A 22388-nucleotide genomic window follows, 5' to 3' on the forward strand; every position below is an offset into this window, starting at 1 on the left:
AACCTACTCTAAAAGCTTTTTATAAATATCTTCGTTTTCATCGTCAAAACATACAAAAATAGCCTTTTCTATAACTTCTGATTTAAATTTTCTGACCACATCAACAGCAATTTTTCCTGCCAGTTCTTTTGGAAACTTATAAACGCCTGTACTGATATTTGGAAAGACAATAGTTTTTATGCCATGGCTTTCTGCCAGTTTTAAAGAATTAACATAACAGTTTGCCAAAAGCCTCGAGCATCTTTCTTCATTATTATTCCAAACCGGGCCAACCGTATGAATAACATATTTCGCAGGAAGATTTCCGGCAGTAGTGATGACCGCTTCTCCTGTAGGGCATTTACCCTGGCGGTTTCTGATTGCCCTGCACTCTTCCAATATTTTTGGTCCTCCGGCTCTATGAATGGCACCATCTACGCCTCCGCCCCCAAGCAAGGATGAATTGGCTGCATTGACAATAGCGTCAGCATGAATTTTTGTAATATCTGCTTTTATTAATTCAATGTTCATAAAATGGGCTTTTTTTCCAGTTTTCTACCTTTTTTGTCCAAATAGGAATTGTATTTTCATCACCGTATAAAATGCTTACTGCTCCTGCCATGGCGCAGGTTGTGTCTCTGTCTCCTAATGCCGAAACCGTATTCCAAAGGCATTCTTCAAAGTCTGTTCTATATCTTGACAGCATCCATATGACAAGCGGTACGGTATCCTGTGCTGTCATTTTTATGCCGTTTCCAAGTGTTTTTGTCAATAACTCAATACTTGGGTTTCCTTGCAAATAAAGAGCTTTATTCAGCTTACTTTTCATATCAGAATCATTCAATTCATTTTGAATTTTGTGGATGAAATCTTGCTGGTCAAGCTTTATCATTCCTAACGTTTCCTGAACAGCAAAGGCTGCTGCAAGGGCAATAGCTTTTGTGCCTTCTATCGCTTCTTTATTAGCATGGGTCACCTCACAGGAAAGTTCTGAATTATTTTTAATTTCTTCAAGATCATCATAGAAATAAGCACCGATGACTGAAGCTCTCATTGCTCCGCCATTTCCCATGGATCCCTGTCCTTCAAACTTCGCATAAGAAACCTCTTTCCAGCTTTCGCCAGTATTCAATGCTCTGAAATATTGATGCATAGAAGGTCCATATCCTCTTCTGATATCCCGGTAATAGTTTTTTGTAAACTCCTCTGCCAGACAATCCTGCTTGATTTCCCCACATTTTTCCAAAGACCTGAAAATAGCAATTGACATAATGGTATCATCGGTAAAATCCAAAGAACTTTCAGGAAGAATTCTTTGATGAATATGAGTCTTCATCAAACTTTCTTCTCCAAAAAAGCTTTCTCCAAATGCGTCTCCAATGGAGAGACCAAGCAATGATTTTTCTGCAAAAAAGAGTTTATCCGGTTTCATTGTATTTCTTCAAACGGCATCAGCATTTCTTCTTTTTTGGTAAGAATTGCGAAGACCACTCTTTTAAATTTATTTTTATACTTCCCTTTGAGATATTTTCTGAATAATTCAGCAATTTCTTGTGGGTCATTTTTAAAAACTCCACAGCCCCAGGCTCCCAAAATCAAAGTTTCATTTCCCTGATCCAGGGCTAATGCCAGCATTTTATCGGTTCTGATATCCATGGCTCCAAAAATTTCATGAGCTCTTTCCGGTTCCTGACGTTTTACGACCCCTGCATTCACTGCCGGAGAGGTGATGAAATTACAAAAAACAGGTTTTGGCAGCAATTCTCCTTTATCTTTTCTGAACACAGGAACTTTCGGGCTGTAGATCATGGTATCGGTATAAAAACAGGATTCCATGGCTCTGTGGATGGTGTAGTACTCCCAACCCTGAAGTAGGCTTTCGTGCAACCCCGAGGTTCTTGCAAGGCTTTCTTCCTGAGCTTCTGCGCCATTGATAAAACCTCCTCCCGGATTTTTTGCAGAGGCAAAATTCAGGCACATAATCTTTTCCTGGTTTTCTTCTCCAGACAGTTTTAATATAGCTTTTAAAGAACTGCATCTCCACACTTCAAATTGGGTTTCAAAATCATTGTTTCCAAGAGGTTTATCTGCAAGTTCAGAAAGTTCTTCTGGCGAAAACAAAATAGTTCCTTTTTTACTGGTTTCCAGTTCGTTTTCTATATTTATTTGCTCGTTTATATAATATTTTCTGGCAAGGATCTCTAAGGTATCTTTTGCCATTCCTTTATTGGTCATCGTTAGTTTTTTTATGTTTAATAATAGTTTTTCTATCTCATCATTTGCGGGTTTTTTGAAGTCTTTTCCTATAAATACTTTTATAACTTCAATATTTCCTAGAATAGCTTTATTAAATGTTTCCAGCTCTTCTGAGGGAACCCACAGTTCATTGTGATTTTTCGCTCCTACGTTCTGTGCAGGATATTTATTGATTTCACTTTCCAACACTTTAAATCTGGTTACAAAACCAAGGTAATTTCCTGCTTCATCTCTTGTATTCCACTTTTCTGCAATTTCTGAGGCATAATCTTCATCTAAAACGGGATAAAAAATGGGCTGCCATTCCAATCTTGGAGGAAATCTTTTAAATCCACTTTCTATAATCAAGATCATTTCTTTTTCTCCTACCTGTCTATATAATGTTTTTGTTTTCATAACTTCAGTTTTATCCAAAATCATACACATATACTTCCACATCATTTGCAAGTAATGTTCTTTCAATAATAGGTTCTATTTCTTCCCATTTTCCTCCCGCCAGACCACATCCGATTCTCGGCATATGCACTGAAGCGTTCTGTTGTGAAGCTTCATAACTGAGTTTCAATAGACATTCTTCAACGGCCTCATATCGGATAGGCGGAACACTTGAATGGGTTATAATTTTATGCTGAGCAATCATATTGCAGACCCAGATATCTTCTTCTGTGTGAACAATCTGGATTTCTCCAAGGCTAAAATTCTCTCTGTTTTTAAACCATTCGCGGTATTTCTGTTCCGGCTGCTTCCATCTTTTTGAAATGGCCGTTACAAAACCTTTTCCCCAACCTCCTATATCGTTACAGATATGAGCAATTATTTTATTTCCTTCAGCATGAGGAAGGGTTGCATCTCCTTTTATATATTGTATTGTTTTCATGGTTATTTTTTCTGTCATTAAATATAAAATGAATGCTTTTATCCTCCGGCTATTCTCTCATTAAGAATTAGTAAATCTGCTTAAAATCACTTGAATATGGGGAATAAGATCCATAGACTGCATCCAATTTTATATTCAGATTTTCAATTTTACATTTTTCATCAATCTGGTCCATACAGGTGATGACAAGGTTTTTTTTTGCCGGCTCCCCGTAAGCACCATCCAATTTTAATGCATAATTCAAAAGTTTATAATCTAATTCACCCACCCTGAGCTCTTTCTGATATTCATTAAATGTACAGGTTTCCTCTTCATTATTCTTCAGAATGATCTCTTTTTCATTACTCATCCATCCGTTTCCATGGCGGGTGGCATAGCTTCTTGTCACATAATACATTTCGATATCTTCAATTTTTAAAAATCTGCAGATCTCAAATGCATTTCTTGAAGTGGTATTGGCGTAAGTAACATTCGGGAAAACTCCGTGATCCATGTCCAGTAAAACACCCTGACTTCCTTCAAATATAAGATGATCAAATGAACTTAAATAGCTATAATCATCTATTTTTAAGTCTATTTTATCAATTGCTTCCAAAAAGTCATGCAAATACTCATTGATTTGGCTTTCTTCTGTAAAACCATAGTAATAAGCAATTCCTTTCAGTTTTTCTATCAACATTTCTCTTGGGGCAATCAGATCTATCGCAAACAGCTTATAGGGACTTTCCTGTCTTTTCATTGTAGCTCCGACTCCTTTTCCGCAGGTACCGTGTTCGAGATTTCTGGCATTGGTTCTGTTTTGCCAGACGTCAAAAGGGGTTGTCACTTTTGCAAGCGGATGAATATGCAATTCAATATTTCCTCTTTTAGCCTCTAATTCTTCCTGTTCGTTAAGCAAAAACATCGGATGAATTGTACAGTGTTCGGTGAAGTAAGAAGGCAGGCCGCGAAGTGCACCACTTGCAAAGCTTGAATGAACATGTTTTCTGTTATCAATCATCACGGTATGTGCAGCCTGCTGGCCTCCGGAAAATCGGATAACAACAGCCTGAGGGTTTTGAGAAGCGAGAAAATCTGTGGTAATCCCTTTCCCTTCATCTCCAAAGCCAAGTCCTATCACTATTTGCGCCTTTTTCATTTTTAAAGCATTTGAAAGTTATCCAATCCATCTCTCTCTGATGTTCCGAAGGTCTGATTTTTAAATTTATCACAGATAATATCTTTAATCACATTCGGAATCTCTCTATGGTCTTCTATTGATATACAGTTTTGCCCTAATAAATCTTTCCATCCCTGGTCTGCTCTGAGTGCCTGATCTGAATGCAAAACACTGATATGAAACACTTCGTATCTTTTCTTCGCTTCTTCCAGTAGTTCCTTGTGGGTGTAAGTCTGCTGTCCTTTACCCATAATTTCTCTGATGGCTGAAGCAGGAAGTGCTTTTAAGCAGGGCTCATCACCTACTGTGAACAGCAATCCTTTCTGCTGTCTTTTTTCAAAGGCATCTGTTCTGGTATGAAAAGCGGCAAAATACCAGGCTAAAAGATAGCTCTCTCCGGCATTTCCTCCGCCTCCGGATTCAATGTAAGTGCGGGTAAGCCACATATCCAGTTCTTCATCTCCGGATTCAAACTGCCCGACTTGTAAAGGATAGCCGTCACATTCATGATCTCCAATTCCTAAGAATAGTAAGGCCGGATCCGGGACCCCTCCCTGGATAATTCCTCCCATTAATTTTGGCAGACCTTCTCTGATGAGTTCATGCGGAATATGCCCCATACTTCCTGTAACATCTAATCCTAAAATAATCGGAACAGAATTGGGATGAATTTCTGAATCTCTGGATTCCCTGAAGGAAATACCGTAAGGATTCATGGATTCGTGAGCTTTTCTTTTGGCATTCTGTGTGAAAATTTCACCTGCGGATTTTGTTCCGTATCCTTCTTTACTTGCTCTGTCGTAGCGAGCGTCCATATCATATCTTGTACTTCCCATAGCTAAAAATTTTTTCCAAATAAATATTCAAATCTTTTTCTGGTTACTTCAAGCTGAATATTCAGATTTCTGATTATTAATGATAATTCCATGTCTTTCTGAACAAATTCTTCGGGATTGAAATCCGCAAAAGTCAGACTGTTTCTGTCTAAAGGACTGATATCAATAAGTCCCTCCTGTTCGCGCTCCAATCTTTTTATTTTTAATTTAAGATCTTCAACCCTTCGCCTGTAAATCAATTCGGAATCTCCGCCGATGATTCTGGCTCGGTCTTCTCTTATCTGGTCATTATTCCTTTGTAATGATTCAATAAATCTTGGTTTTAATTCATTTTCCATAGGTTTTATATTTTGTGTTACATATACGCAAAAATAAAATAGCATAGTTTTACAGCCTTATCTTCTGTAAGGCAAAACATTTTTCTATGTTCTTCCGCGTTCAACTAATCCTTTTTTCATCAGAATTAAAATCAGCAGCTAAAAAGTGTGCATAGATTGAAATGGCATACTGATCTCTTTCTTGATCGGATTGAAAGCTTCCTGCCGTTTTCCAATGCCTGGCTTCGGTATTGAATGTATTGGCAAAATATCTTGGTCTTTTCCCCATGTGAAGTATTGTTACATTGGGTGTTTTATCTTTTAAAAATTCCATCATCAGAGTGTCTGCGCCTGTAAAATCTCCTATTATAAATTCAGTATCTGAGAAGTCCAGCTCCTGCAAAGGTTTAACATATAACTGATGAAAGGTTCCCCATGATAAGTTTCCATTTCCGAAAACATAAATCTTTTTTATCATCATTTTTTGTGTTTGGTGTGTGTTTTTACCTTCTCAATTCATCCCTTGCTTCCATCAGCGCAAATCCTAAAAGATTCTGACCATTCCACAGCAAAGGGTTTTCTGCTCTTTGGTCTGTTTCCAGCATTCCGATTCCCCATATTCTATCATAAGGACTGGTTTCTACTAGTACTTTATCTCCGGTAGACAATAGAAATTCTTTAAACTTTTTATTTTGCGAAAATTTTAAAAGATTTCCATTTTTTACAATCTGATATTTATGCTCGTCCCAAAGCTTTGGATCAAAATTTTTTACTTTTCGCCCTAGAGTTTTTGCCTGATTGGGAGTCGCTGACTGTAAGATTTTCTCCAGTGTTTCATGATCATTAAACAATTTCGCTTTTCCAGCCATCATGTAATGTTCTGCAGTCTTATAAATGATATTATCCTCTTCAAATCTCACTGGAAACCATTGACTAAAACATGATTTGGTGATCTCATCTTTTACAGTATGCCCCCAGAAAAAGAGAAACTTGATTCTTTCTTTCTTTCTTTTGGAATCGCTCTTTAATATTTTGAATGGTGTATTTCATTATTGCGTTATTTTTACACAAATTTAAATGAATATCATTTTATCTGCCAAATTTATTTGCGTCTATTTTACACTAATAAATTTAAATAACTGATTATCAATAACAAAAATTTAATTATAAAATTGATGCCCGCTACCAATATTTATCATAAATGACACTTTTCAAATTGATTTTGGCTAAAGCCCATGGAATATTTTTATAAAAAAACGGACTAAAGTCCGTTTCTATTGAATTTTATAAACTGAATGATTGTAATTTAAGGATTGTATACCTGGAAAATATTGGGGCTTAGTAAAACTATTTAATTTCAAAATAAAATCCCTGCTCTTCCAGTTCTTTATATTTCTCCTGATTGAATGTAAAAAGTTTTCCGGGTCTCCCGCTGCCTTCTTTTTTAACGTTATTGGTTTCATTAAGCAATCCATAGCTCATCATTTTTTTGCGGAAATTTCTTCTGTCAATTTCCTGTCCTACAATCGTTTTATAAAGATTTTCAAGGTCTGAAAAAGGAAATTCTTCATTTAGAAGATTGAAGCCAATCGGCTGATATTGAATTTTTGTACGGAGTCTTTTTAGTGCAATATCAATAATATTTTTATGATCGAAAGCCACTACAGGAAGTTTATTGACACTGAACCACTGTGCGTCATCGGCATCAGAATCGGCAAACAGTTCATGATAAGAAGGGTTCACAAGGCCCAGATAAGCCACAGAAACCACTCTATTTCTGGGATCCCGCCCTACGTTACCAAATGTATAAAGTTGTTCTAAAAAATCGGGTTTAATGCCTGCTTCTTCATTCAGTTCTCTTTTTACGGCATCATCCAGATTTTCATCATCCAGAACCAAACCACCCGGAAGTGCCCAGCCACCTTTGAAAGGTTCTATATTTCTTTTGATCAAAAGAAGCTGAAGATCTTTCTTATCGAAATATCCGAAAATAACAGCATCCACAGCCACTTTTATATCTTGTAATTTTTTTGTAGACTCCATAAATTGATTTGCGTTACGAATACACAAAATTACAATTTATCATAACAATAAAAAATATTTAATATATAATAAAAGTTCATACCTTTATATGATCATCGTAACCAACTTAAAACTAAATATTTATGAAAAATCTAATAGTAAGCATTTCTCTGGCTATTTTATTTACAGCCTGTGAGAAAGGAAAGACATCAACTTCAGGTAAAGCTGATTCCGGAGTTGCAGAAAGTGAATGGAAGCCGGTAGATTCTGCAGCTGCTACCAAAGCATGGATGGAATATGCAACTCCAGGTGAGATGCAAAAAATGCTGGCAAAATCTGATGGAACCTGGACAGGAGAAACCACCATGTGGATGGAAAATGGAGGAAAACCCATGATGAGTCAATCTGAAGCGACCAATAAAATGATATATGGCGGGCGCTACCAAATCAGTAATCACAAAGGAAACATGATGGGAATGCCTTTTGAAGGGATGAGTATTGTAGGATATGACAACTCAAAGAAGAAGTTTATAAGTACCTGGATTGATAATATGGGAACCGGAATGATGCACGGAGAGGGTGACTGGAACGCATCAACAAAGTCTGTGGAATTTAAGGGAAAAATGACTGACCCATCAAGACCTGGAAAAGATTGTGATTTCCGAGAAGTCTTTACTTTTGTTGATGACCATACCCAAAAGCTGGAAATGTACGGACCGGATTCCAAGACAGGAAAGGAATATAAAACAATGGAAATAAAATTCACCCGTAAAGGTAAATAAAAAAAAACCGCTTCGTTTGAAGTAGTCATGGTCGGAAGAAAAATCTTCCGACCATGACTAGTATAATTACCGGTCTTTTATTATATAAGTATTATTTACTTTTAATCATTAAGTTTTAGTACAGCCATAAATGCTGATTGTGGTACTTCTACCCTTCCGATCTGCTTCATTTTCTTCTTACCTTCCTTCTGCTTTTCCAATAGCTTACGCTTTCTGGAAATATCTCCTCCGTAACATTTTGCAGTAACGTCCTTCCTTAATGCTTTAATAGTTTCTCTTGCAATAACTTTCGCTCCTAATGCTGCCTGAACAGCAATATCAAACTGCTGTCTTGGAATAAGTTCACGAAGTTTTTCACACATTCTTTTACCAATATAAAATGCATTACTATCGTGAATCAATGATGATAAAGCATCTACCATATCTCCATTGATCAGAATATCCATTTTTACCAATTTAGAAGCACGCATTCCGATTGGTGAATAATCAAATGATGCATATCCTTTCGAAATTGATTTCAAACGATCATAAAAGTCGAAAACAACCTCTGCCAAAGGCATATTAAATGTTAACTCTACTCTGTCTGCCGTAAGGTAACTTTGGTTGACAATTTCTCCTCTTTTCTCGATACAAAGCGTCATTACAGAACCCACAAAATCAGATTTGGTGATAATGGAAGCTTTAATATATGGTTCTTCAACTCTGTCTAAAAGATTGGGATCAATCATTTCAGATGGGTTGTTAATTAAAATTGGTGTCTCAGGATCTTTTTTAGAATATCCGTGGTAAGAAACGTTGGGAACAGTCGTAATAACATCCATGTTAAATTCTCTGTCTAAACGCTCCTGAACAATTTCCATATGCAGCATTCCCAGGAATCCGCAACGGAATCCAAAACCAAGTGCCGCTGAACTTTCCGGTTCAAAAACCAAAGAAGCATCATTCAGCCTTAATTTTTCAAGGGAGAATCTTAATTCTTCAAAATCTTCAGATTCAATAGGATAAATTCCGGCAAAAACCATTGGTTTTACTTCCTCAAATCCATCAATTGGTCCATCTGCAGGATTTACAAAAGAGGTAATCGTATCACCCACTTTTACTTCTCTTGCATCTTTTATTCCAGAAATAATATACCCAACATCACCACATTGAATTGTTTTCTTAGGAACCTGTTTTAGCTTCAAAGTACCTACTTCATCAGCGCCATATTCTTTTCCTGTTGCGAAAAATTTGATCTTTTCGTTTTTAGAAATGCTGCCATTTACCACCTTGAAATAAGCTTCAATCCCTCTGAAAGGATTATAAACAGAGTCAAAAATCAAAGCCTGCAATGGAGCATCGGGATCTCCAACAGGCGCAGGAATTCTGTTGACAATATGCTCCAACAGATCGTGAACACCTTCACCAGTCTTTCCTGAAACTCTAAGCACGTCTTCAGGCTTACATCCTAAAAGACCTACAATCTCATCTGTTACTTCTTCAGGATTGGCTGAAGGAAGGTCTATTTTATTAAGAATCGGAATGATTTCCAAATCATTTTCCAGTGCCAAATAAAGGTTACTGATAGTTTGTGCCTGAATACTCTGAGCAGCATCTACGATAAGAAGCGCTCCTTCACAGGCAGCAATAGAACGGGATACTTCATAAGAGAAGTCAACGTGTCCCGGTGTATCAATAAGGTTTAAAATATATTTTTCTCCTTTATATTCATAATCCATCTGGATCGCATGGGATTTAATGGTAATCCCACGTTCTTTCTCCAAATCCATATCATCCAGCGTCTGAGACTGTAATTCTCTTTGGGTAACGGTATTCGTATACTCCAAAAGACGGTCTGCCAAGGTACTTTTACCGTGGTCGATATGAGCGATTATGCAAAAATTTCGTATGTTTTTCATTTAAGAATCTTGTAATTTGCAAAGATAAAAAAAAGAGAGAGATTATTGTATTTCATTATCTTATTGTATGAATTTATTTAAATTTTGATTTAAAAGTCCTATTTTATACTCTTGGAAATATGCTTTTTTACTCTTACACCCCTTGTCTATACTCAGTAAAAGAAATTCTTGTAAGACAGTCCAGCACTCCACAAAATCATTTCTTTAGAAATCATTTTCAAAAAAAATACGCCTTTAAGTTTATTGTTCAAAAACATAAGCCCCCGTTAAAGAATCCAGATAAACATTGGTTTGTAAGGTAGACTTAAATCCTATCCCATTCATTGCTCCGGCATTTGCATTTGATGAGGAATCAATTGCCGCACCTATTAATGCTCCTACAAAACCTCCTGCTATTGCCCCAACAAAAACTCCACCGGTTTTGGCTTCTGCAAAAAGGTTGGTTCGGGAAGAAAAAATAAAGAATCCCTTATTATTTTTCTGGATTTCATCAAAGCCAACAGGCGTAAGTTTATAAGCTTTCCCATTTTCTACATAACAGTACATATCAGATAATGATGCTTCCAAATCCTTCTCCATCAGCTTCACAACTTTTCCTTTTTTGTTCTTTTTAACAAAATAATTCAGATTGGGTTCCTGATTACGAAAATTTTGAAAATTGGTATATACTCCGTCTTTAAGAACTGTATTATTAAACGCATTGTAGTCCTTATTTAAATACTCATTATATCTGTTCATTTCATTTTCAGGAATAAAATAACCGGGAACAATATAAGGGTAATAAGAGCCCTTAATAAACTGAGTAATTATATTTGAAATCTGTGTTGCAAGAAATAGAGAAGGATGTGTGGTTGTTTTAGGATTAGAAACAATGACATTATCATATCTCCCGATAAAATAATATCTCTCATTTCGCTTAATAAAACTGGAAAGTTTAATTCTGGCTTTTATATAAGGAAATGGGCGGTTCTCATCCTGTTCTTCATAGACCTTCAGATCTTCCAGCATCAGAACGATATCATTATTCCCTGCTGTCTTATTATCTCCTGCAAACCAATTTTCAATAAGCTGCTTAAGATCTTCACCAGCAAATTTAAGCTCTACTGAATTATCTTTATCAGGAATAACTCCTATGATTTTATCGGCTCTGTTATCAATAAAAGTAAGTGATTTTGTAAGTCCTTTTTTGTCTTTGATATTATCCCGAAGCTGGATTATTTCTGTCTTTTGAGCTGAAAATAAAACTGACAGCAAAAAGAAGAAAAATAATTTTTTCATGTATTATTTTTTGGCAAAAATATGAATTTAGTGGAAAATCAAACGGCTCTCACAAAAAGATCTGTGAGAGCCGTCCAACATTAAAAAAATAAACTATTATGGGTTCTGTTTAGTTCCCGAAGCGTTATTGTTTCCGTGAGGTTTTCTTTCGTTCATTTTATCTCTCATCATTCCTTCAGACTGAAACAGCTTGAGAACTTTTTGACAGGGAATTACCTGCTGCATTTTATCTGCATATTTTCTTCTGTTATCCAATAGCTTCTGCCCTACTTCAAAACTTTGCTGTAGTTTTACTTTGGCTTCATCCTCGGATAAAGTTTCAGGATCAAATTTGGGGTCAAACTGACTTTTTATCTGTTTCTGGCTTTCCAGGTATTCGTTATAAAGCTGTGTAAATTCTGCCTTATCTCCCGGATCCACATTCAGGTTATCCATAATCATATTATTCCTGAATTTCTTCAGCAGATCTTTTCTTTCTTCCGAAGAAAGGTTATTGATGACTTCTTTCCTTTGCTTAGGATCCATCTTCTTCCAGTCGTAGTCGGATCTCTGGGCATTTAAGCCAAAACCATAAATAATTAAAAATGCTAATAATATCTTTTTCATCTTCTTACTTAATTGTATAAATCCAAATAAACGTCTTGAGTCGAGTTACTTGCTAATTCTGCAATTTCAGAATTAGAAAACGAATCCAGATATTCATTCATCCGGGCATCTTCTTTTTTAGTCACAGTTTTCACCTGTTTTGGTGACTCTGCTGCTTTTTCACTTCCATTTTCATTTTTAAAAGCGTATGCAGTATTATTTTTCTGATTTTCAACTGTTTGATTATTATTTTCAACAGAAGTTAAATCTGCTTTCAGGGTTTCATAGGCAAGTTCACTTTCTGTCTTTGGTTCTGTTTTATTGACAGTATATGCCTGTTTTGAATTGAGTGATTTTTCAACGGAATCATTTCCGGAATTAAAAATATAGGTTCCTCCAAAGACCAAAGCCAGTGATGCAGCCGCTGCATACATCCAGTTTATCTTAAAGACAGGTGCTTTTTTACTTGCCTTTATATCATTCATAACGCTCTCCTGAATATTTTCAAAAAAATTATCAGGCACTGTGTAAATGTTTTTACGCTCTAGTTTTTCTATGTCGAACTCTTTCATCTTTGTTTTATCAAAAATTATCTTTCGTAATTTTCTTTAATATACTCTTCTATTTTCTGCTTGGCATAATGATAATTTGTTTTCAATGTCCCTACCGACATATCTACAATTCTTGATATCTCTTCGTAAGGCAAATCATCATAATACCGCATCATAAATACCAGCTTCTGCTTTTCGGGCAGGCTTTGTATAGCGTTCTGTAATAAGATCTGTATTTCTTCAGCATCTCCAGCCACATTGTCGGCCACAAGATTCTGCATATGATACTCGGGATCTTCATCGGTCTTCTGCATTTTCTTCATTTTGTTTACCTGCTGCAATGCTTCGTTGGTAGCAATTCTGTACAGCCAGGTATACAGCTGACTATCATTTTTGAACTGATGAAAATTCTGATAAGCTTTTATAAAAGTTTCCTGCAAAGTATCCTGAGCAAGATCTCCGTCCACAATAATTCTTCTTATGTGCCAGTACAATCTACTTTGATAGGCATCCATCAAGGCCCGGACTCCTTTATCCTGGGTCCGTGGATTCTGCATCAACGAAATAATCTCCGCGTCCTTAATCTTCATAAGATGCCTTTCACTGTTTTGGATTACAAAAATAACTGAAAGTTAAATTAATTCTTCAATTTTCAGTTTAAATATTAAAAATAATATGAGACAGTTACGCAATAAGCGTGCCTATATCGAAGTTTAGGGATTCTACTCTTTTGGTGCTTTCCCGACTCGGCTTAAAATCTTATATTTGTTAGATGCAAATTGTAATTATCGGTTCCGGAAATGTTGCCTATCATATGGCAAAAGCTTTCACAGGGAAAGGAATTTCCATAGCCCAGATTTTTGGCAGGAACGAAAAAGAATTGAGTAAAATTTCGGAAGAGCTAAAGGTTCCCTACTCTACCGGACAGCTGAAAGATGCCGATTTATATATCATCTGTGTGAGCGATAATTCTGTGGAGGAAGTTTCCAGAAGTATTATTAAAAAAGATGTTCTGGTTGCCCATACCTCTGGCTCGCTTCCAAAAGAAGCTCTTGCCGGGGAATACAGAAAGGCAAGCTTCTATCCTTTGCAGACTTTTTCAAAATCAAAAGAACTTGAATATGAAAAAATTCCTTTTTTCATTGAAACTGAAAATGAAGAGGACAAAAAAATTCTGTTCGAACTTGCTTCTTCCATTTCAAAAAATGTAATGGAAAGTAGTCATGAGAAAAGAAAATATATTCACCTGACGGCAGTTTTTGCCTGCAACTTTGTGAATCACCTTTTTTCAAGGGCAAAAGAAATTTCGGATTCTCAGGAAATTCCATTTGATTATTTTTTACCGTTGATTGAAGAAACGGTTCAGAAAATTCATGAAATAGAACCTAAAATGGCACAAACGGGACCTGCAGTAAGAAATGATGTAAGGGTTCTGCAGTTGCATGAGCATTTATTAAAAGACGAAAGTCTAGAAATTTATAAAACAATGAATCACTCTATCCAAGAAATGTATGAGTTATAAAGAGAAATTAAAAGATATTAAGGCATTCGTGTTTGATGTAGACGGTGTTTTCACAGATGGAAGTGTTTATCTGCTTCCGGGAGGAAATATGTGCAGGGTAATGAATGTTCTGGATGGCTATGCAGTAGTAAAAGCATTAAAAAACAACTATTTGATAGGGGTCATTACAGGGGGAAATGATGAGATGGTGAAACATAGAATCAATTATCTGGGAATTCAGGATTATTATCCAAAGTCGCATAACAAAATTACAGATTTTGAAGATTTTAAGAAAAAATACAATCTTAAAAATGAGGAAATTCTGACGATGGGCGATGATCTTCCGGATATTCATATTATGAAAAGTTCGGCTATTGCAGCCTGCCCGGAAAATGCAGTTCCTGAGGTAAAGGGAATTTCTGATTATATCTCACCGAAAAAAGGAGGTACCGGAGCGGTACGAGATGTGATAGAACAGGTGATGAAGGTGCAGGGAAACTGGCATGATGATAACACCCAATCTGTATAATTACTATGAAATTACTTTTAGCATCACAATCGCCAAGGAGAAAGGAGCTTTTGTCCAGTCTTGGTTTTGAATTTGAAGTCGTAAAAATAGACTGTGAGGAGATTCTTCCGGCAGAGATTAAAATAGAGGAAGCAGCGGCCTATTTGTCTGAATTAAAAGCAGAGGCATTCAGAAGTCTTCAGGCAGATGAAGTTTTACTGACAGCAGATACTGTAGTAGCTGTCGATAATCTTATTCTTGGGAAGCCCAAAGACGAAGACGATGCATACAATATGCTTCATAATCTTTCGGGAAAAACCCACCAGGTTTACACAGGAATTACCATTAAGACCGCTGATAAAATTTTTACGGAAACTGATGTTGCAGATGTAACGTTCGACATCATCACAGAAGAAGAAGCAAAATATTATGTTCAGAACTACAAACCTTTCGATAAAGCCGGCAGCTATGGTATACAAGAATGGCTGGGAATGGCCAAAATTAAAAATATGAAAGGAAGCTTTTATACAATTATGGGGCTCCCTACCCATCTTGTTTATAAAATATTGAAAGAAAATTCCAAAGTTTAAAAATTACAACGCTTTCTGACAGGCTGACGAAGAAATAAAATCTTTCCTGAAGAATATAAATATTATTCATTATAAAATTTTATTATTTTTACAAAATCAGCAAACTGCTGATAATAAAAAGCAGATTAGCGAGTTATATTGAATAATGAAAAAGAATATATTATTCCTTTTAGTGATATGCCTTGTTGCCTCTTGCGCTACCAAAACAAAAAAGCCGGAGCAGCGATCAAAACTATTGAAAGGATTTTCCACATATTACAACACTCTTTTTAATGCTAAAGACGCATTAAACAGTGAGTTTACAACGAGAGATAAAGGACATAAGGACAATTTTTATGCTCCTTATATCCCTATTCTTACCTATGACGAACAACCCCTGGGAAGTGATCTTGGCCAGACTGAGGCTTTTGCTGAAAATTCTATGAAAATGGCAGAGGTTGCCAACAGACCTTCCGGAAGAGGCAACTCGGGGCCGCCAGGTATGCCAGGTGGTCCGGGAAATAATTCAGCTAATCAGGACGGATCACAGTCTAAAGGTGCCACTACCCTTGAAATTGCTGAAGCAAAGGCATTAAAAGCCATTAATAAATATTCTGTGACCAGAAACGGGGAAGAAAAAAACAAACAGATTTTTGATGCTTATATGATCCTTGCCCAATCCAGAATTTACAGAAATAAATCTCTGGAAGCGCTGGATGCCCTGAATTATGTTTTCACTCACATGAAGGATGATAAAAGGCTTCCGTTAGCAAGGATTTATCAGGGGCTGGCTTATGATAAGATCAAAGACTATCACAGAGCTCATGAAACTTTTGCCAAACTGAAAGGAGAAGATATTAATAAAACTTATGGCAAACTTCTAAGTATTTATTACGCTGAGTCACTACTGGAAGCAGGAAAAAAAGAGGATGCAGCCAAGGAACTTGACGTAGCTTTTGAACTGAACAGCAACCGCAAGCTAAAGAGCAGAATCGCTTACCTAAGAGGACAGGTTCTGGAAAATCTGGGACAAAACGATAAGGCTAGAGAAAGCTATGCTTCGGCATACAAATACGCCAACGATTTTGAATTTGAAGTAAAGTCTCAAATCGCTATTGCAAAAACTTTCAACGGTAAAGGAGATTATAACGGGGCGAAAAACTACCTGGAAAGCATCAGCAATAAAGGTGTTTATGGATCCAGAAAGAATGAATTTTACTATGCTCTGGGGTTAATGGCCAATAAAGCAGGAAAAAAGGAGGAAGCTCAACAGTTCTTCAGAAAATCTCTTTTTGAAAAGGCTTCTGATCCTCAGATCCGTGGTCTGGCTTATTATGAAATAGGGAAAAGCTATCTTGACAGAAACGACTACATCGGAGCTGGAAGTTATTATGATTCGGCACTTGCTGTAATGACTTATGAGCCTTCAAAAATCTTATTAAAAGATCAATCAGCCTATATTAAGAAGATTTCTAAAAACTATTATCTGATCAAAAAAAATGACAGTGTTCTTTCTTTGGCCAAGATGAATGATGCTCAGAAAACAGACTTTTTCACGAAATACATCGCAAAACTAAAGATTAAGGAGGAGAAAGACGAACTGGAAAGAAGACGTTTAGAAAGAATCAAAGGATTTGATACCGGTGATTATAGTGCCAATTCAGTATTTGCGAACAATGCTAATTCTTTTGAGGATTTTGGAATCACCACGAAAGGGTTTTATTTCAATAATACCGGAACTGTAAGCAAGGGAACGTCTTCGTTTAAACAAGTATGGGGAGACCGGGCTTTAGCGGATAACTGGCGTTCTTCCAAAAAAATGGCAACGCTTGAAGATATGAAGAATGATGCCATGGGAGTAACTTCTGCACCTAATCCGAGGCGTTTTGAGCCTTCTTACTATATCGAGCAGATTCCTACGGATCAAGGGAAGCTAAGCCAGCTGAAAAAGGACAGAGATACTGCTTCTTTAGGACTTGGAATTATGTATCAGAACTATTTTACCAATACTCCACTGGCCACAAAAACACTTTATGATCTGGTGGATGTAAAGCCGGAAGAAAAGGTAATGCTGCAGGCATTGTACGAAATTTTTGCGATGAATTATGAGAAGAATCCTCAGGCTTCGGATAGGGCTAAACAAATACTCTTAGCAGATTATCCATATACCTCTTATGCTGAATTTGCCAGAAATCCTAAAAATAAATCTTTTGTAAAATCTACAGAAGAAGTTGAGAATGAATACAAAAAGGCATATGCCCTATTCGAATCGGAGAAATTCGGAGAAAGTAAACAGGTAATTGACGAGACTCTTCAGAAGTTCCCGAAAGATGCACTGGTACCAAAATTGTACTTGCTGAATGCATTCAATTCCGGGAAATCAAGTGGCAAAGAGGTTATGATATTACAGCTTGAGCAAATTGCTCTGAACTACTCTAAAACTCCTGAGGGAGTAAGAGCTAAAGAAATGCTGAATTATCTGAAAACCGACCTCAGCTTCCAGCCTACCGACAATAAAGGGAATTCGATACCTCAACAGCCTGGAAATCCAGCCCAGGCCAGCACTCCTCAAAGTTCCCAGAATAATACTTCATCTCAAATGATGAATAATTCATTGCAGCAGCAAAACAATATGAATGTACCTTCATCCAATATGAATCAAAAAGTGCAGCCACTGCAAAAAGTAAAAAAAGCAAACGAGAATCAGCCCGGATCCAAAGTACCGGCAAGACCTCAGTAAAATAAAAAAGCGAAGATTATTCTTCGCTTTTCTTTTTCTTTACTCCGTGAAAATCTTTGAGATAAAAAGGCTCGAAATAAGCCATATCTTCAAATTCTCCATCCTGTATTTTTTCCAGTGTCTTTTTGATGAGATGTTGTGCAGAAGGATAAATATCCTCTTTAAAAACTGCATCAGGAAGGTTCAAGATATCTTTTGCCTTCTTGGCTCCATCTCCCACAAAAACTACTTTTTTATCTTTGAATTCTTCAAAAGAAGTTTCATCTAAAATTTTAGCTTCGGTCGCGGAAAGTTCTTTGCCAGTATTTCCGTCATAAACGGCCGTATACACCTCCATTCTCCTCGCATCGATCAACGGCACCACAAAATCATAGTTAGCGCCTAAAAAAGGCCCTATCATGCTTTCAAGAGAATTTACTGCGATTAGGGGCACTTTTAAGCCATAGCAGAATCCTTTTGCGGAGGATGCTCCTATCCTTAATCCTGTATATGAGCCGGGACCTTTACCCAAAGAGACTGCCTCAATATCTCTGAGTGAAATTCCTGCGCCCTCCAATGCCCATTCTACATAGGTATGAAGACTCTCAGACTGCTTATAGTTTTCGGAAACTTCTTCACACAGGCAAAGCAGTTTTTCGTCATCAGACACTGCTACTGAGCAGTTTTTAGAAGAGGTTTCCAGATATAAAATTTTCATAGGATGATGTAAAAATTTAACAATTTACAATCTATCAAAAAGCTAGAATGTATTCTTATTTTTATGCAAATTTAATCCATTATTCTGAGACTATTTTCTATAGATAGTTCTCGGCTCAGATTGGGCACTTGGATAAATGGTCATATCTGAGACGGTAACATGCTTTGGAGCATTAATGCAATACGCGATTGCATCTGCAATATCTTCTGCTTTTAAGGGTTCATATCCTGCATATACTGTGGCTGCTTTTTCACTGTCACCTTTGAATCTTACCATAGAAAAATCGGTTTCCACTGCCCCCGGCTGAATGTTGGTTACTTTGATTCCAAATTCCGTTAGTTCAAGTCTCATTCCTTCGGAAATCACGTCTACTGCTTTTTTAGTTGCACAATACACTACTCCATTTGCATAAGTCTGTCTTGCTGCTATTGAACTAAGATTTACAATATGACCTAAATTTTTAGTTTTCATAATTGGAATGATCATTTTTGAAACATAGAGAAGTCCTTTTACGTTCCCGTCAATCATGGAATCCCAATCATCAGTCTTTCCTTCAGACAATGGATCTAGTCCATGAGCATTCCCGGCATTATTGATGAGGACGTCAATATCTTTCCAATTCTCAGGCAGGGAATTAATAGCAGATTCCACCTCTTCCAGATTTCTCACATCAAATTTCAAACTAAATATTTCGGTATATTGAGATAGATCTGATTTTACAGATTCTAAAACATCAATTCTTCTGCCACAGATAATAATTCTGTTACCTTGTTTAGCGAGAAGTTCTGCGGTAGCTTTACCTATTCCGGAAGTGGCTCCGGTAATTAATATTGTCTTCATAAAATTACTTATTTAATCTGGCTATGCATCTGTATAGCGGTATAACTATTGGCTAATAGCAGGGTGGTAGTACACTGATACATTGTTATATTTTTATAGTATTACTTTGTTTTCTTTTCATTATAAATCTGTAGATTACAAGCTCTATCCATGGGATAAGCATCAGAAGTCCCCAGATGAGTAAAACTCCTTTGATAATTGGTTTAAACTGTGATTTTAAAACCATCAGAAACAGGTTCTGAATTTTTTCTATAAGTGACTCTTCTATATTTTTAGAATCAAGCATAACCAGCTTGTCGGCAAGCTTATCAAACTCTTTATAGGAAAGGCTTTCTGAAATAGAAACATGAGGAACAGCGCTCATCATCCCGTACAGAACTATTGTATGAATTCTGTCAATATATTTTTCGGCAAACAAAGAGGCAATCCAGTTTTTCGGCTGATCTATCACTTTGTTTTTTATATCATAGGCTTTAACAATATCTTTTACCTGAACTTTTAAGTCCTGATTATTCTGACTCAGCCCTGTTACAATAGTCCGCAGGTCTCCAATGAATTCTTTTTTCGACTGTTCATCTTTAAAAATATAGGAAGATCCTGCATGATAAACCTGAGAGGAAATGTTATGACTTTCTTTTTTAAGGGCTTCATATACGCCCCAGAATAATCCGATTTTTAAAGAGAATATGATATTGATGACAAATAGGGTAGGGAAGTACAGTTTGACTATCCAATTGTAGTATTTGTGTTCTCTTGAGGTTACTTTATATTTCCTGAATGCTAAGGTCAGAATTATACTTACTGCAATCCCTATTACAAAGCACAACAGTACGTATAAAATAATAGTCAGCGGATAATGTTTAACAACATAAAGGACCACTGAGTATATCGTTTCCCAATCTATATTTTGCATAGTTAATTTGCATCAAATGCCTGAAAAGCATCGGTTATATGGTCTATAGTTAAGTTCTTTTGGTCGTCAGGAAGCACAGAGATAATGTCAAATCTGACCTCATTATCCTTCTGGAATTTTTCAAGATAATGGTTGGCTGCAGAAACTATAGATTTTATTTTGGTTTTGGTAACAGCTTCCTGGGGAAGAATGAACGCATCTGTAGATCTTGCCTTCACTTCAGCGATGATAATCACGTCATCTTTTTCTGCTATAATATCGATCTCTGCTTTCTGAAACCTGAAATTTCTGACAAGGATTTTATAGCCGTTTTTCTGAAGATAATCAGCGGCCAGGTCTTCTGCTGTTTTTCCAAAATCATTATGGTGTGCCATAGTATATATTTGAGAGTTTGGAAGTAGGAGAGTAGTAGGGGTTTAAAACTCAATCTTTACCTTGGAATCAACCTTCATCTTAGCTCTTCCTCCAATAATAAGGGGTCTGTTATCTTTGATATGTCCGTTCGGAAAAGCAAAAACTACAGGAAATTTATACTTAGAAATTCTATCTGAGATCAGCTTATAGGCAAATTCGTCAAAGCTTTCTTCATAGCTTTTGTTTTCTTTTTCATCTCCCATATTAGTCATTCCTCCTACAATAAGTCCTTTGATCTTTCTGAAAACTCCTGCAAGCTCCAGGCTCATGATCATACGGTCCAATGCATAAAAGTTCTCGCCAATATCCTCTATGAACAGAATTTTATCTTTAAAATCAAAAGAATATTTGGTCCCCAGAAGGGCATAAATAAGGGCTAAATTCCCTCCAACTAGTTCGCCTTCGATATGTCCGTGTTTATTAAATTGATGAGATTTTAAGCTGTATTTAGGAGCATTTCCTTTTAAAATGTCAAAGATCAGATCATAACTTTCGTTTGTTACTCCGAAACTTGATGTTTTAATGGTCTGCCCATGAATGGAAACAAAACCTTTTTTCAAAAGATAACTTTGTATCACGGTATTATCAGAATAGCCGATATACCACTTCGGATCATTTGTAAAGTTATTCAGTTTCAGATGCTGAATCAGGTGCTGGCATCCATAGCCTCCTCTGGAAGCCCATATGGCACTTATGTCTTTATCATTTAAAGCCCAGTTGATATCTTTTATTCTTTCCTTTTCTGTTCCGGCATAATTGTATCCGTTTGAATATCTGGCATAGAGATGTTCACCCAATACAGGTTGAAATCCTTTGCTTTTAATCATTTTTATTCCTGTCTGCAGCTGAGAATCGTCAACAGCTCCGGCAGGGGATATAACAGCTATTTTAGCTCCTTTTTTAAGAGCTTTTGGAAAGATATTTTTTTTCATTTTTTCTGTTGAAATTTTACTTCTTTCTTTTCTGCTTCTTCCAGCTGTCTTTCAAACTGGTTGAATTTTTTAAAACTCTGGAGGAAGATAAAGAAACTGAAAATAATAAGAATAACACCAACCACTCTTCTGATCCTATTGGCCAGTTTCTGGGTAAGCTTATCGTGAAATTGCTTGGCCAGGAATATTTTTGCAAGATCAATAGAAAGATAGGTAGCAAGTACAATGCTGATATACAAAACAAAGCTGCTTGTATCCGGATATTGATTTCTTACAGATATTACGGTTACCAGCCAGAAAAGGATGACCCCGACATTTAAAATATTAAAGAAAAAACCATTAAAAAAAGTTTTAATATAGTTTTGTCCAATGATCTTTTCTTCACCAGGCATATGCATTTTGGTCTTTGTAACGAGCATCACTATTCCATAAATAAAAATAAGAATGGAGGTGATCCTGTAAAACCCCGGATGCTTGTCTATTAGAGCTACAATATCTGTGCTGGCATAGTAAGCAGCTACAATACATAATAAATCTGCTGTGATCACACCAAGATCCAGGGACAAGGCATGCTTTGGGCCTCTGGAAAAGCTGGTTTCAATTAACAGGAAAAATATAGGCCCTATAAAAACCAGACTCAGCATGAATCCTAATATGATGGCAGATAGTACAAGTTCAAGCATTTAATAAATTTTAAAATGAAATAAATTTCATTCCGTTTAATACAAAGTTAG

General features: G+C 36.5%; 26 protein-coding genes. 5 read left to right on the forward strand and 21 right to left on the reverse strand.

Translation table 11 applies throughout. The features are described 5' to 3' along the window. Positions 1-3: 3 nt before the first annotated feature. The 10 genes from LF887_RS23555 to LF887_RS23600 form a co-directional block, all read right to left on the reverse strand. Positions 4-510, reverse strand: a complete 507-nt coding sequence (locus LF887_RS23555) for an O-acetyl-ADP-ribose deacetylase (protein WP_236856669.1) — start codon at positions 508-510, stop codon at positions 4-6. Continuing rightward, positions 500-1411, reverse strand: coding sequence for an ADP-ribosylglycohydrolase family protein (locus tag LF887_RS23560; protein ID WP_236856670.1), 912 nt, complete (start codon positions 1409-1411; stop codon positions 500-502). The genes LF887_RS23555 and LF887_RS23560 overlap by 11 nt, the downstream gene beginning before the upstream one ends. Next, on the reverse strand, positions 1408-2631 hold the full coding sequence (locus tag LF887_RS23565; protein WP_236856671.1) for a TIGR02452 family protein: 1224 nt from the start codon (positions 2629-2631) through the stop codon (positions 1408-1410). The genes LF887_RS23560 and LF887_RS23565 overlap by 4 nt, the downstream gene beginning before the upstream one ends. Before the next feature lie 10 nt (positions 2632-2641). Continuing rightward, positions 2642-3112 carry a macro domain-containing protein gene (locus LF887_RS23570; protein WP_236856672.1) on the reverse strand — a complete coding sequence of 157 codons (471 nt, stop codon included), beginning with the start codon at positions 3110-3112 and terminating at the stop codon, positions 2642-2644. Positions 3113-3179: 67 nt separating this feature from the next. Continuing rightward, on the reverse strand, positions 3180-4250 hold the full coding sequence (locus LF887_RS23575; RefSeq protein ID WP_236856673.1) for an adenylosuccinate synthetase: 1071 nt from the start codon (positions 4248-4250) through the stop codon (positions 3180-3182). Positions 4251-4252: 2 nt separating this feature from the next. Beyond that, positions 4253-5107 (reverse strand): hypothetical protein, encoded by an 855-nt coding sequence (locus tag LF887_RS23580; protein WP_236856674.1) that lies wholly within the window; start codon positions 5105-5107, stop codon positions 4253-4255. 2 nt (positions 5108-5109) lie between these two features. Beyond that, a complete protein-coding gene (locus tag LF887_RS23585; RefSeq protein WP_236856675.1) occupies positions 5110-5445 on the reverse strand; it encodes a hypothetical protein in 336 nt (111 codons plus the stop codon). A gap of 100 nt (positions 5446-5545) precedes the next feature. After that, positions 5546-5905 (reverse strand): hypothetical protein, encoded by a 360-nt coding sequence (locus LF887_RS23590; protein ID WP_236856676.1) that lies wholly within the window; start codon positions 5903-5905, stop codon positions 5546-5548. A gap of 22 nt (positions 5906-5927) precedes the next feature. After that, the gene (locus tag LF887_RS23595) at positions 5928-6455 is read right to left on the reverse strand and encodes an NADAR family protein (RefSeq protein ID WP_317207819.1); all 528 of its coding nucleotides are present in this window, start codon (positions 6453-6455) and stop codon (positions 5928-5930) included. Between the two features lie 316 nt (positions 6456-6771). Continuing rightward, positions 6772-7467: an NUDIX hydrolase gene (locus LF887_RS23600; protein WP_236856677.1), complete on the reverse strand. Its 696-nt coding sequence runs from the start codon at positions 7465-7467 to the stop codon at positions 6772-6774. Positions 7468-7589: 122 nt separating this feature from the next. On the opposite strand from LF887_RS23600, the gene LF887_RS23605 reads away from it, so the two are divergent. Then, the gene (locus LF887_RS23605; protein WP_236856678.1) at positions 7590-8228 is read left to right on the forward strand and encodes a DUF1579 domain-containing protein; all 639 of its coding nucleotides are present in this window, start codon (positions 7590-7592) and stop codon (positions 8226-8228) included. Positions 8229-8329: 101 nt separating this feature from the next. On the opposite strand, the gene lepA is transcribed toward LF887_RS23605, so the two are convergent. The 5 genes from lepA to LF887_RS23630 all read right to left on the reverse strand — a co-directional run bounded on the left by lepA (position 8330) and on the right by LF887_RS23630 (position 13130). Further along, the gene (gene lepA / locus LF887_RS23610; protein ID WP_236856679.1) at positions 8330-10126 is read right to left on the reverse strand and encodes a translation elongation factor 4; all 1797 of its coding nucleotides are present in this window, start codon (positions 10124-10126) and stop codon (positions 8330-8332) included. A gap of 240 nt (positions 10127-10366) precedes the next feature. Then, positions 10367-11404, reverse strand: a complete 1038-nt coding sequence (locus tag LF887_RS23615; RefSeq protein WP_236856680.1) for a hypothetical protein — start codon at positions 11402-11404, stop codon at positions 10367-10369. 96 nt (positions 11405-11500) lie between these two features. Next, a complete protein-coding gene (locus LF887_RS23620) occupies positions 11501-12010 on the reverse strand; it encodes a hypothetical protein (RefSeq protein WP_236856681.1) in 510 nt (169 codons plus the stop codon). Positions 12011-12018: 8 nt separating this feature from the next. Further along, positions 12019-12561, reverse strand: coding sequence for a hypothetical protein (locus tag LF887_RS23625; RefSeq protein ID WP_236856682.1), 543 nt, complete (start codon positions 12559-12561; stop codon positions 12019-12021). A 17-nt stretch (positions 12562-12578) separates the two neighbouring features. After that, complete coding sequence (locus LF887_RS23630; RefSeq protein WP_236856683.1) at positions 12579-13130, reverse strand: RNA polymerase sigma factor; 552 nt, start codon at positions 13128-13130, stop codon at positions 12579-12581. 182 nt (positions 13131-13312) lie between these two features. On the opposite strand from LF887_RS23630, the gene LF887_RS23635 reads away from it, so the two are divergent. From LF887_RS23635 to LF887_RS23650, 4 genes are all read left to right on the forward strand, one after another. Next, on the forward strand, positions 13313-14062 hold the full coding sequence (locus LF887_RS23635) for a Rossmann-like and DUF2520 domain-containing protein (RefSeq protein WP_236856684.1): 750 nt from the start codon (positions 13313-13315) through the stop codon (positions 14060-14062). Then, positions 14052-14570: a KdsC family phosphatase gene (locus LF887_RS23640; RefSeq protein WP_236856685.1), complete on the forward strand. Its 519-nt coding sequence runs from the start codon at positions 14052-14054 to the stop codon at positions 14568-14570. The genes LF887_RS23635 and LF887_RS23640 overlap by 11 nt, the downstream gene beginning before the upstream one ends. Positions 14571-14575: 5 nt before the next feature. Beyond that, positions 14576-15139, forward strand: a complete 564-nt coding sequence (locus tag LF887_RS23645) for a Maf family protein (RefSeq protein ID WP_236856686.1) — start codon at positions 14576-14578, stop codon at positions 15137-15139. Positions 15140-15284: 145 nt separating this feature from the next. Beyond that, complete coding sequence (locus tag LF887_RS23650) at positions 15285-17858, forward strand: tetratricopeptide repeat protein (RefSeq protein WP_236856687.1); 2574 nt, start codon at positions 15285-15287, stop codon at positions 17856-17858. Positions 17859-17874: 16 nt separating this feature from the next. Here LF887_RS23650 and tsaB read toward each other — a convergent pair whose 3' ends face one another. The 6 genes from tsaB to LF887_RS23680 all read right to left on the reverse strand — a co-directional run bounded on the left by tsaB (position 17875) and on the right by LF887_RS23680 (position 22337). After that, a complete protein-coding gene (gene tsaB, locus LF887_RS23655; protein WP_236856688.1) occupies positions 17875-18555 on the reverse strand; it encodes a tRNA (adenosine(37)-N6)-threonylcarbamoyltransferase complex dimerization subunit type 1 TsaB in 681 nt (226 codons plus the stop codon). Positions 18556-18645: 90 nt separating this feature from the next. Next, positions 18646-19395, reverse strand: a complete 750-nt coding sequence (locus LF887_RS23660) for an SDR family NAD(P)-dependent oxidoreductase (protein ID WP_236856689.1) — start codon at positions 19393-19395, stop codon at positions 18646-18648. An 85-nt stretch (positions 19396-19480) separates the two neighbouring features. Further along, the gene (locus LF887_RS23665) at positions 19481-20308 is read right to left on the reverse strand and encodes a hypothetical protein (RefSeq protein WP_236856690.1); all 828 of its coding nucleotides are present in this window, start codon (positions 20306-20308) and stop codon (positions 19481-19483) included. 2 nt (positions 20309-20310) lie between these two features. Continuing rightward, positions 20311-20682 carry a YraN family protein gene (locus LF887_RS23670; RefSeq protein ID WP_236856691.1) on the reverse strand — a complete coding sequence of 124 codons (372 nt, stop codon included), beginning with the start codon at positions 20680-20682 and terminating at the stop codon, positions 20311-20313. A 42-nt stretch (positions 20683-20724) separates the two neighbouring features. Then, a complete protein-coding gene (locus LF887_RS23675) occupies positions 20725-21654 on the reverse strand; it encodes an LD-carboxypeptidase (protein ID WP_236856692.1) in 930 nt (309 codons plus the stop codon). Then, the gene (locus LF887_RS23680) at positions 21651-22337 is read right to left on the reverse strand and encodes a LysE family translocator (RefSeq protein ID WP_236856693.1); all 687 of its coding nucleotides are present in this window, start codon (positions 22335-22337) and stop codon (positions 21651-21653) included. The genes LF887_RS23675 and LF887_RS23680 overlap by 4 nt, the downstream gene beginning before the upstream one ends. Between the last annotated feature and the right edge of the window lie 51 nt (positions 22338-22388).

The sequence above is a fragment of the Chryseobacterium sp. MEBOG06 genome (genome assembly GCF_021869765.1).
Classification (GTDB): Bacteria; Bacteroidota; Bacteroidia; order Flavobacteriales; family Weeksellaceae; genus Chryseobacterium.

Coding starts and splice junctions, on each gene's coding strand:
- LF887_RS23555 (WP_236856669.1), bottom strand. CDS start 510: ATGAACATTGAATTAATAAAAGCAGATATTACAAAAATTCATGCTGAC.
- LF887_RS23560 (WP_236856670.1), bottom strand. CDS start 1,411: ATGAAACCGGATAAACTCTTTTTTGCAGAAAAATCATTGCTTGGTCTC.
- LF887_RS23565 (WP_236856671.1), bottom strand. CDS start 2,631: ATGAAAACAAAAACATTATATAGACAGGTAGGAGAAAAAGAAATGATC.
- LF887_RS23570 (WP_236856672.1), bottom strand. CDS start 3,112: ATGAAAACAATACAATATATAAAAGGAGATGCAACCCTTCCTCATGCT.
- LF887_RS23575 (WP_236856673.1), bottom strand. CDS start 4,250: ATGAAAAAGGCGCAAATAGTGATAGGACTTGGCTTTGGAGATGAAGGG.
- LF887_RS23580 (WP_236856674.1), bottom strand. CDS start 5,107: ATGGGAAGTACAAGATATGATATGGACGCTCGCTACGACAGAGCAAGT.
- LF887_RS23585 (WP_236856675.1), bottom strand. CDS start 5,445: ATGGAAAATGAATTAAAACCAAGATTTATTGAATCATTACAAAGGAAT.
- LF887_RS23590 (WP_236856676.1), bottom strand. CDS start 5,905: ATGATGATAAAAAAGATTTATGTTTTCGGAAATGGAAACTTATCATGG.
- LF887_RS23600 (WP_236856677.1), bottom strand. CDS start 7,467: ATGGAGTCTACAAAAAAATTACAAGATATAAAAGTGGCTGTGGATGCT.
- LF887_RS23605 (WP_236856678.1), top strand. CDS start 7,590: ATGAAAAATCTAATAGTAAGCATTTCTCTGGCTATTTTATTTACAGCC.
- lepA (WP_236856679.1), bottom strand. CDS start 10,126: ATGAAAAACATACGAAATTTTTGCATAATCGCTCATATCGACCACGGT.
- LF887_RS23615 (WP_236856680.1), bottom strand. CDS start 11,404: ATGAAAAAATTATTTTTCTTCTTTTTGCTGTCAGTTTTATTTTCAGCT.
- LF887_RS23620 (WP_236856681.1), bottom strand. CDS start 12,010: ATGAAAAAGATATTATTAGCATTTTTAATTATTTATGGTTTTGGCTTA.
- LF887_RS23625 (WP_236856682.1), bottom strand. CDS start 12,561: ATGAAAGAGTTCGACATAGAAAAACTAGAGCGTAAAAACATTTACACA.
- LF887_RS23630 (WP_236856683.1), bottom strand. CDS start 13,130: ATGAAGATTAAGGACGCGGAGATTATTTCGTTGATGCAGAATCCACGG.
- LF887_RS23635 (WP_236856684.1), top strand. CDS start 13,313: ATGCAAATTGTAATTATCGGTTCCGGAAATGTTGCCTATCATATGGCA.
- LF887_RS23640 (WP_236856685.1), top strand. CDS start 14,052: ATGAGTTATAAAGAGAAATTAAAAGATATTAAGGCATTCGTGTTTGAT.
- LF887_RS23645 (WP_236856686.1), top strand. CDS start 14,576: ATGAAATTACTTTTAGCATCACAATCGCCAAGGAGAAAGGAGCTTTTG.
- LF887_RS23650 (WP_236856687.1), top strand. CDS start 15,285: ATGAAAAAGAATATATTATTCCTTTTAGTGATATGCCTTGTTGCCTCT.
- tsaB (WP_236856688.1), bottom strand. CDS start 18,555: ATGAAAATTTTATATCTGGAAACCTCTTCTAAAAACTGCTCAGTAGCA.
- LF887_RS23660 (WP_236856689.1), bottom strand. CDS start 19,395: ATGAAGACAATATTAATTACCGGAGCCACTTCCGGAATAGGTAAAGCT.
- LF887_RS23665 (WP_236856690.1), bottom strand. CDS start 20,308: ATGCAAAATATAGATTGGGAAACGATATACTCAGTGGTCCTTTATGTT.
- LF887_RS23670 (WP_236856691.1), bottom strand. CDS start 20,682: ATGGCACACCATAATGATTTTGGAAAAACAGCAGAAGACCTGGCCGCT.
- LF887_RS23675 (WP_236856692.1), bottom strand. CDS start 21,654: ATGAAAAAAAATATCTTTCCAAAAGCTCTTAAAAAAGGAGCTAAAATA.
- LF887_RS23680 (WP_236856693.1), bottom strand. CDS start 22,337: ATGCTTGAACTTGTACTATCTGCCATCATATTAGGATTCATGCTGAGT.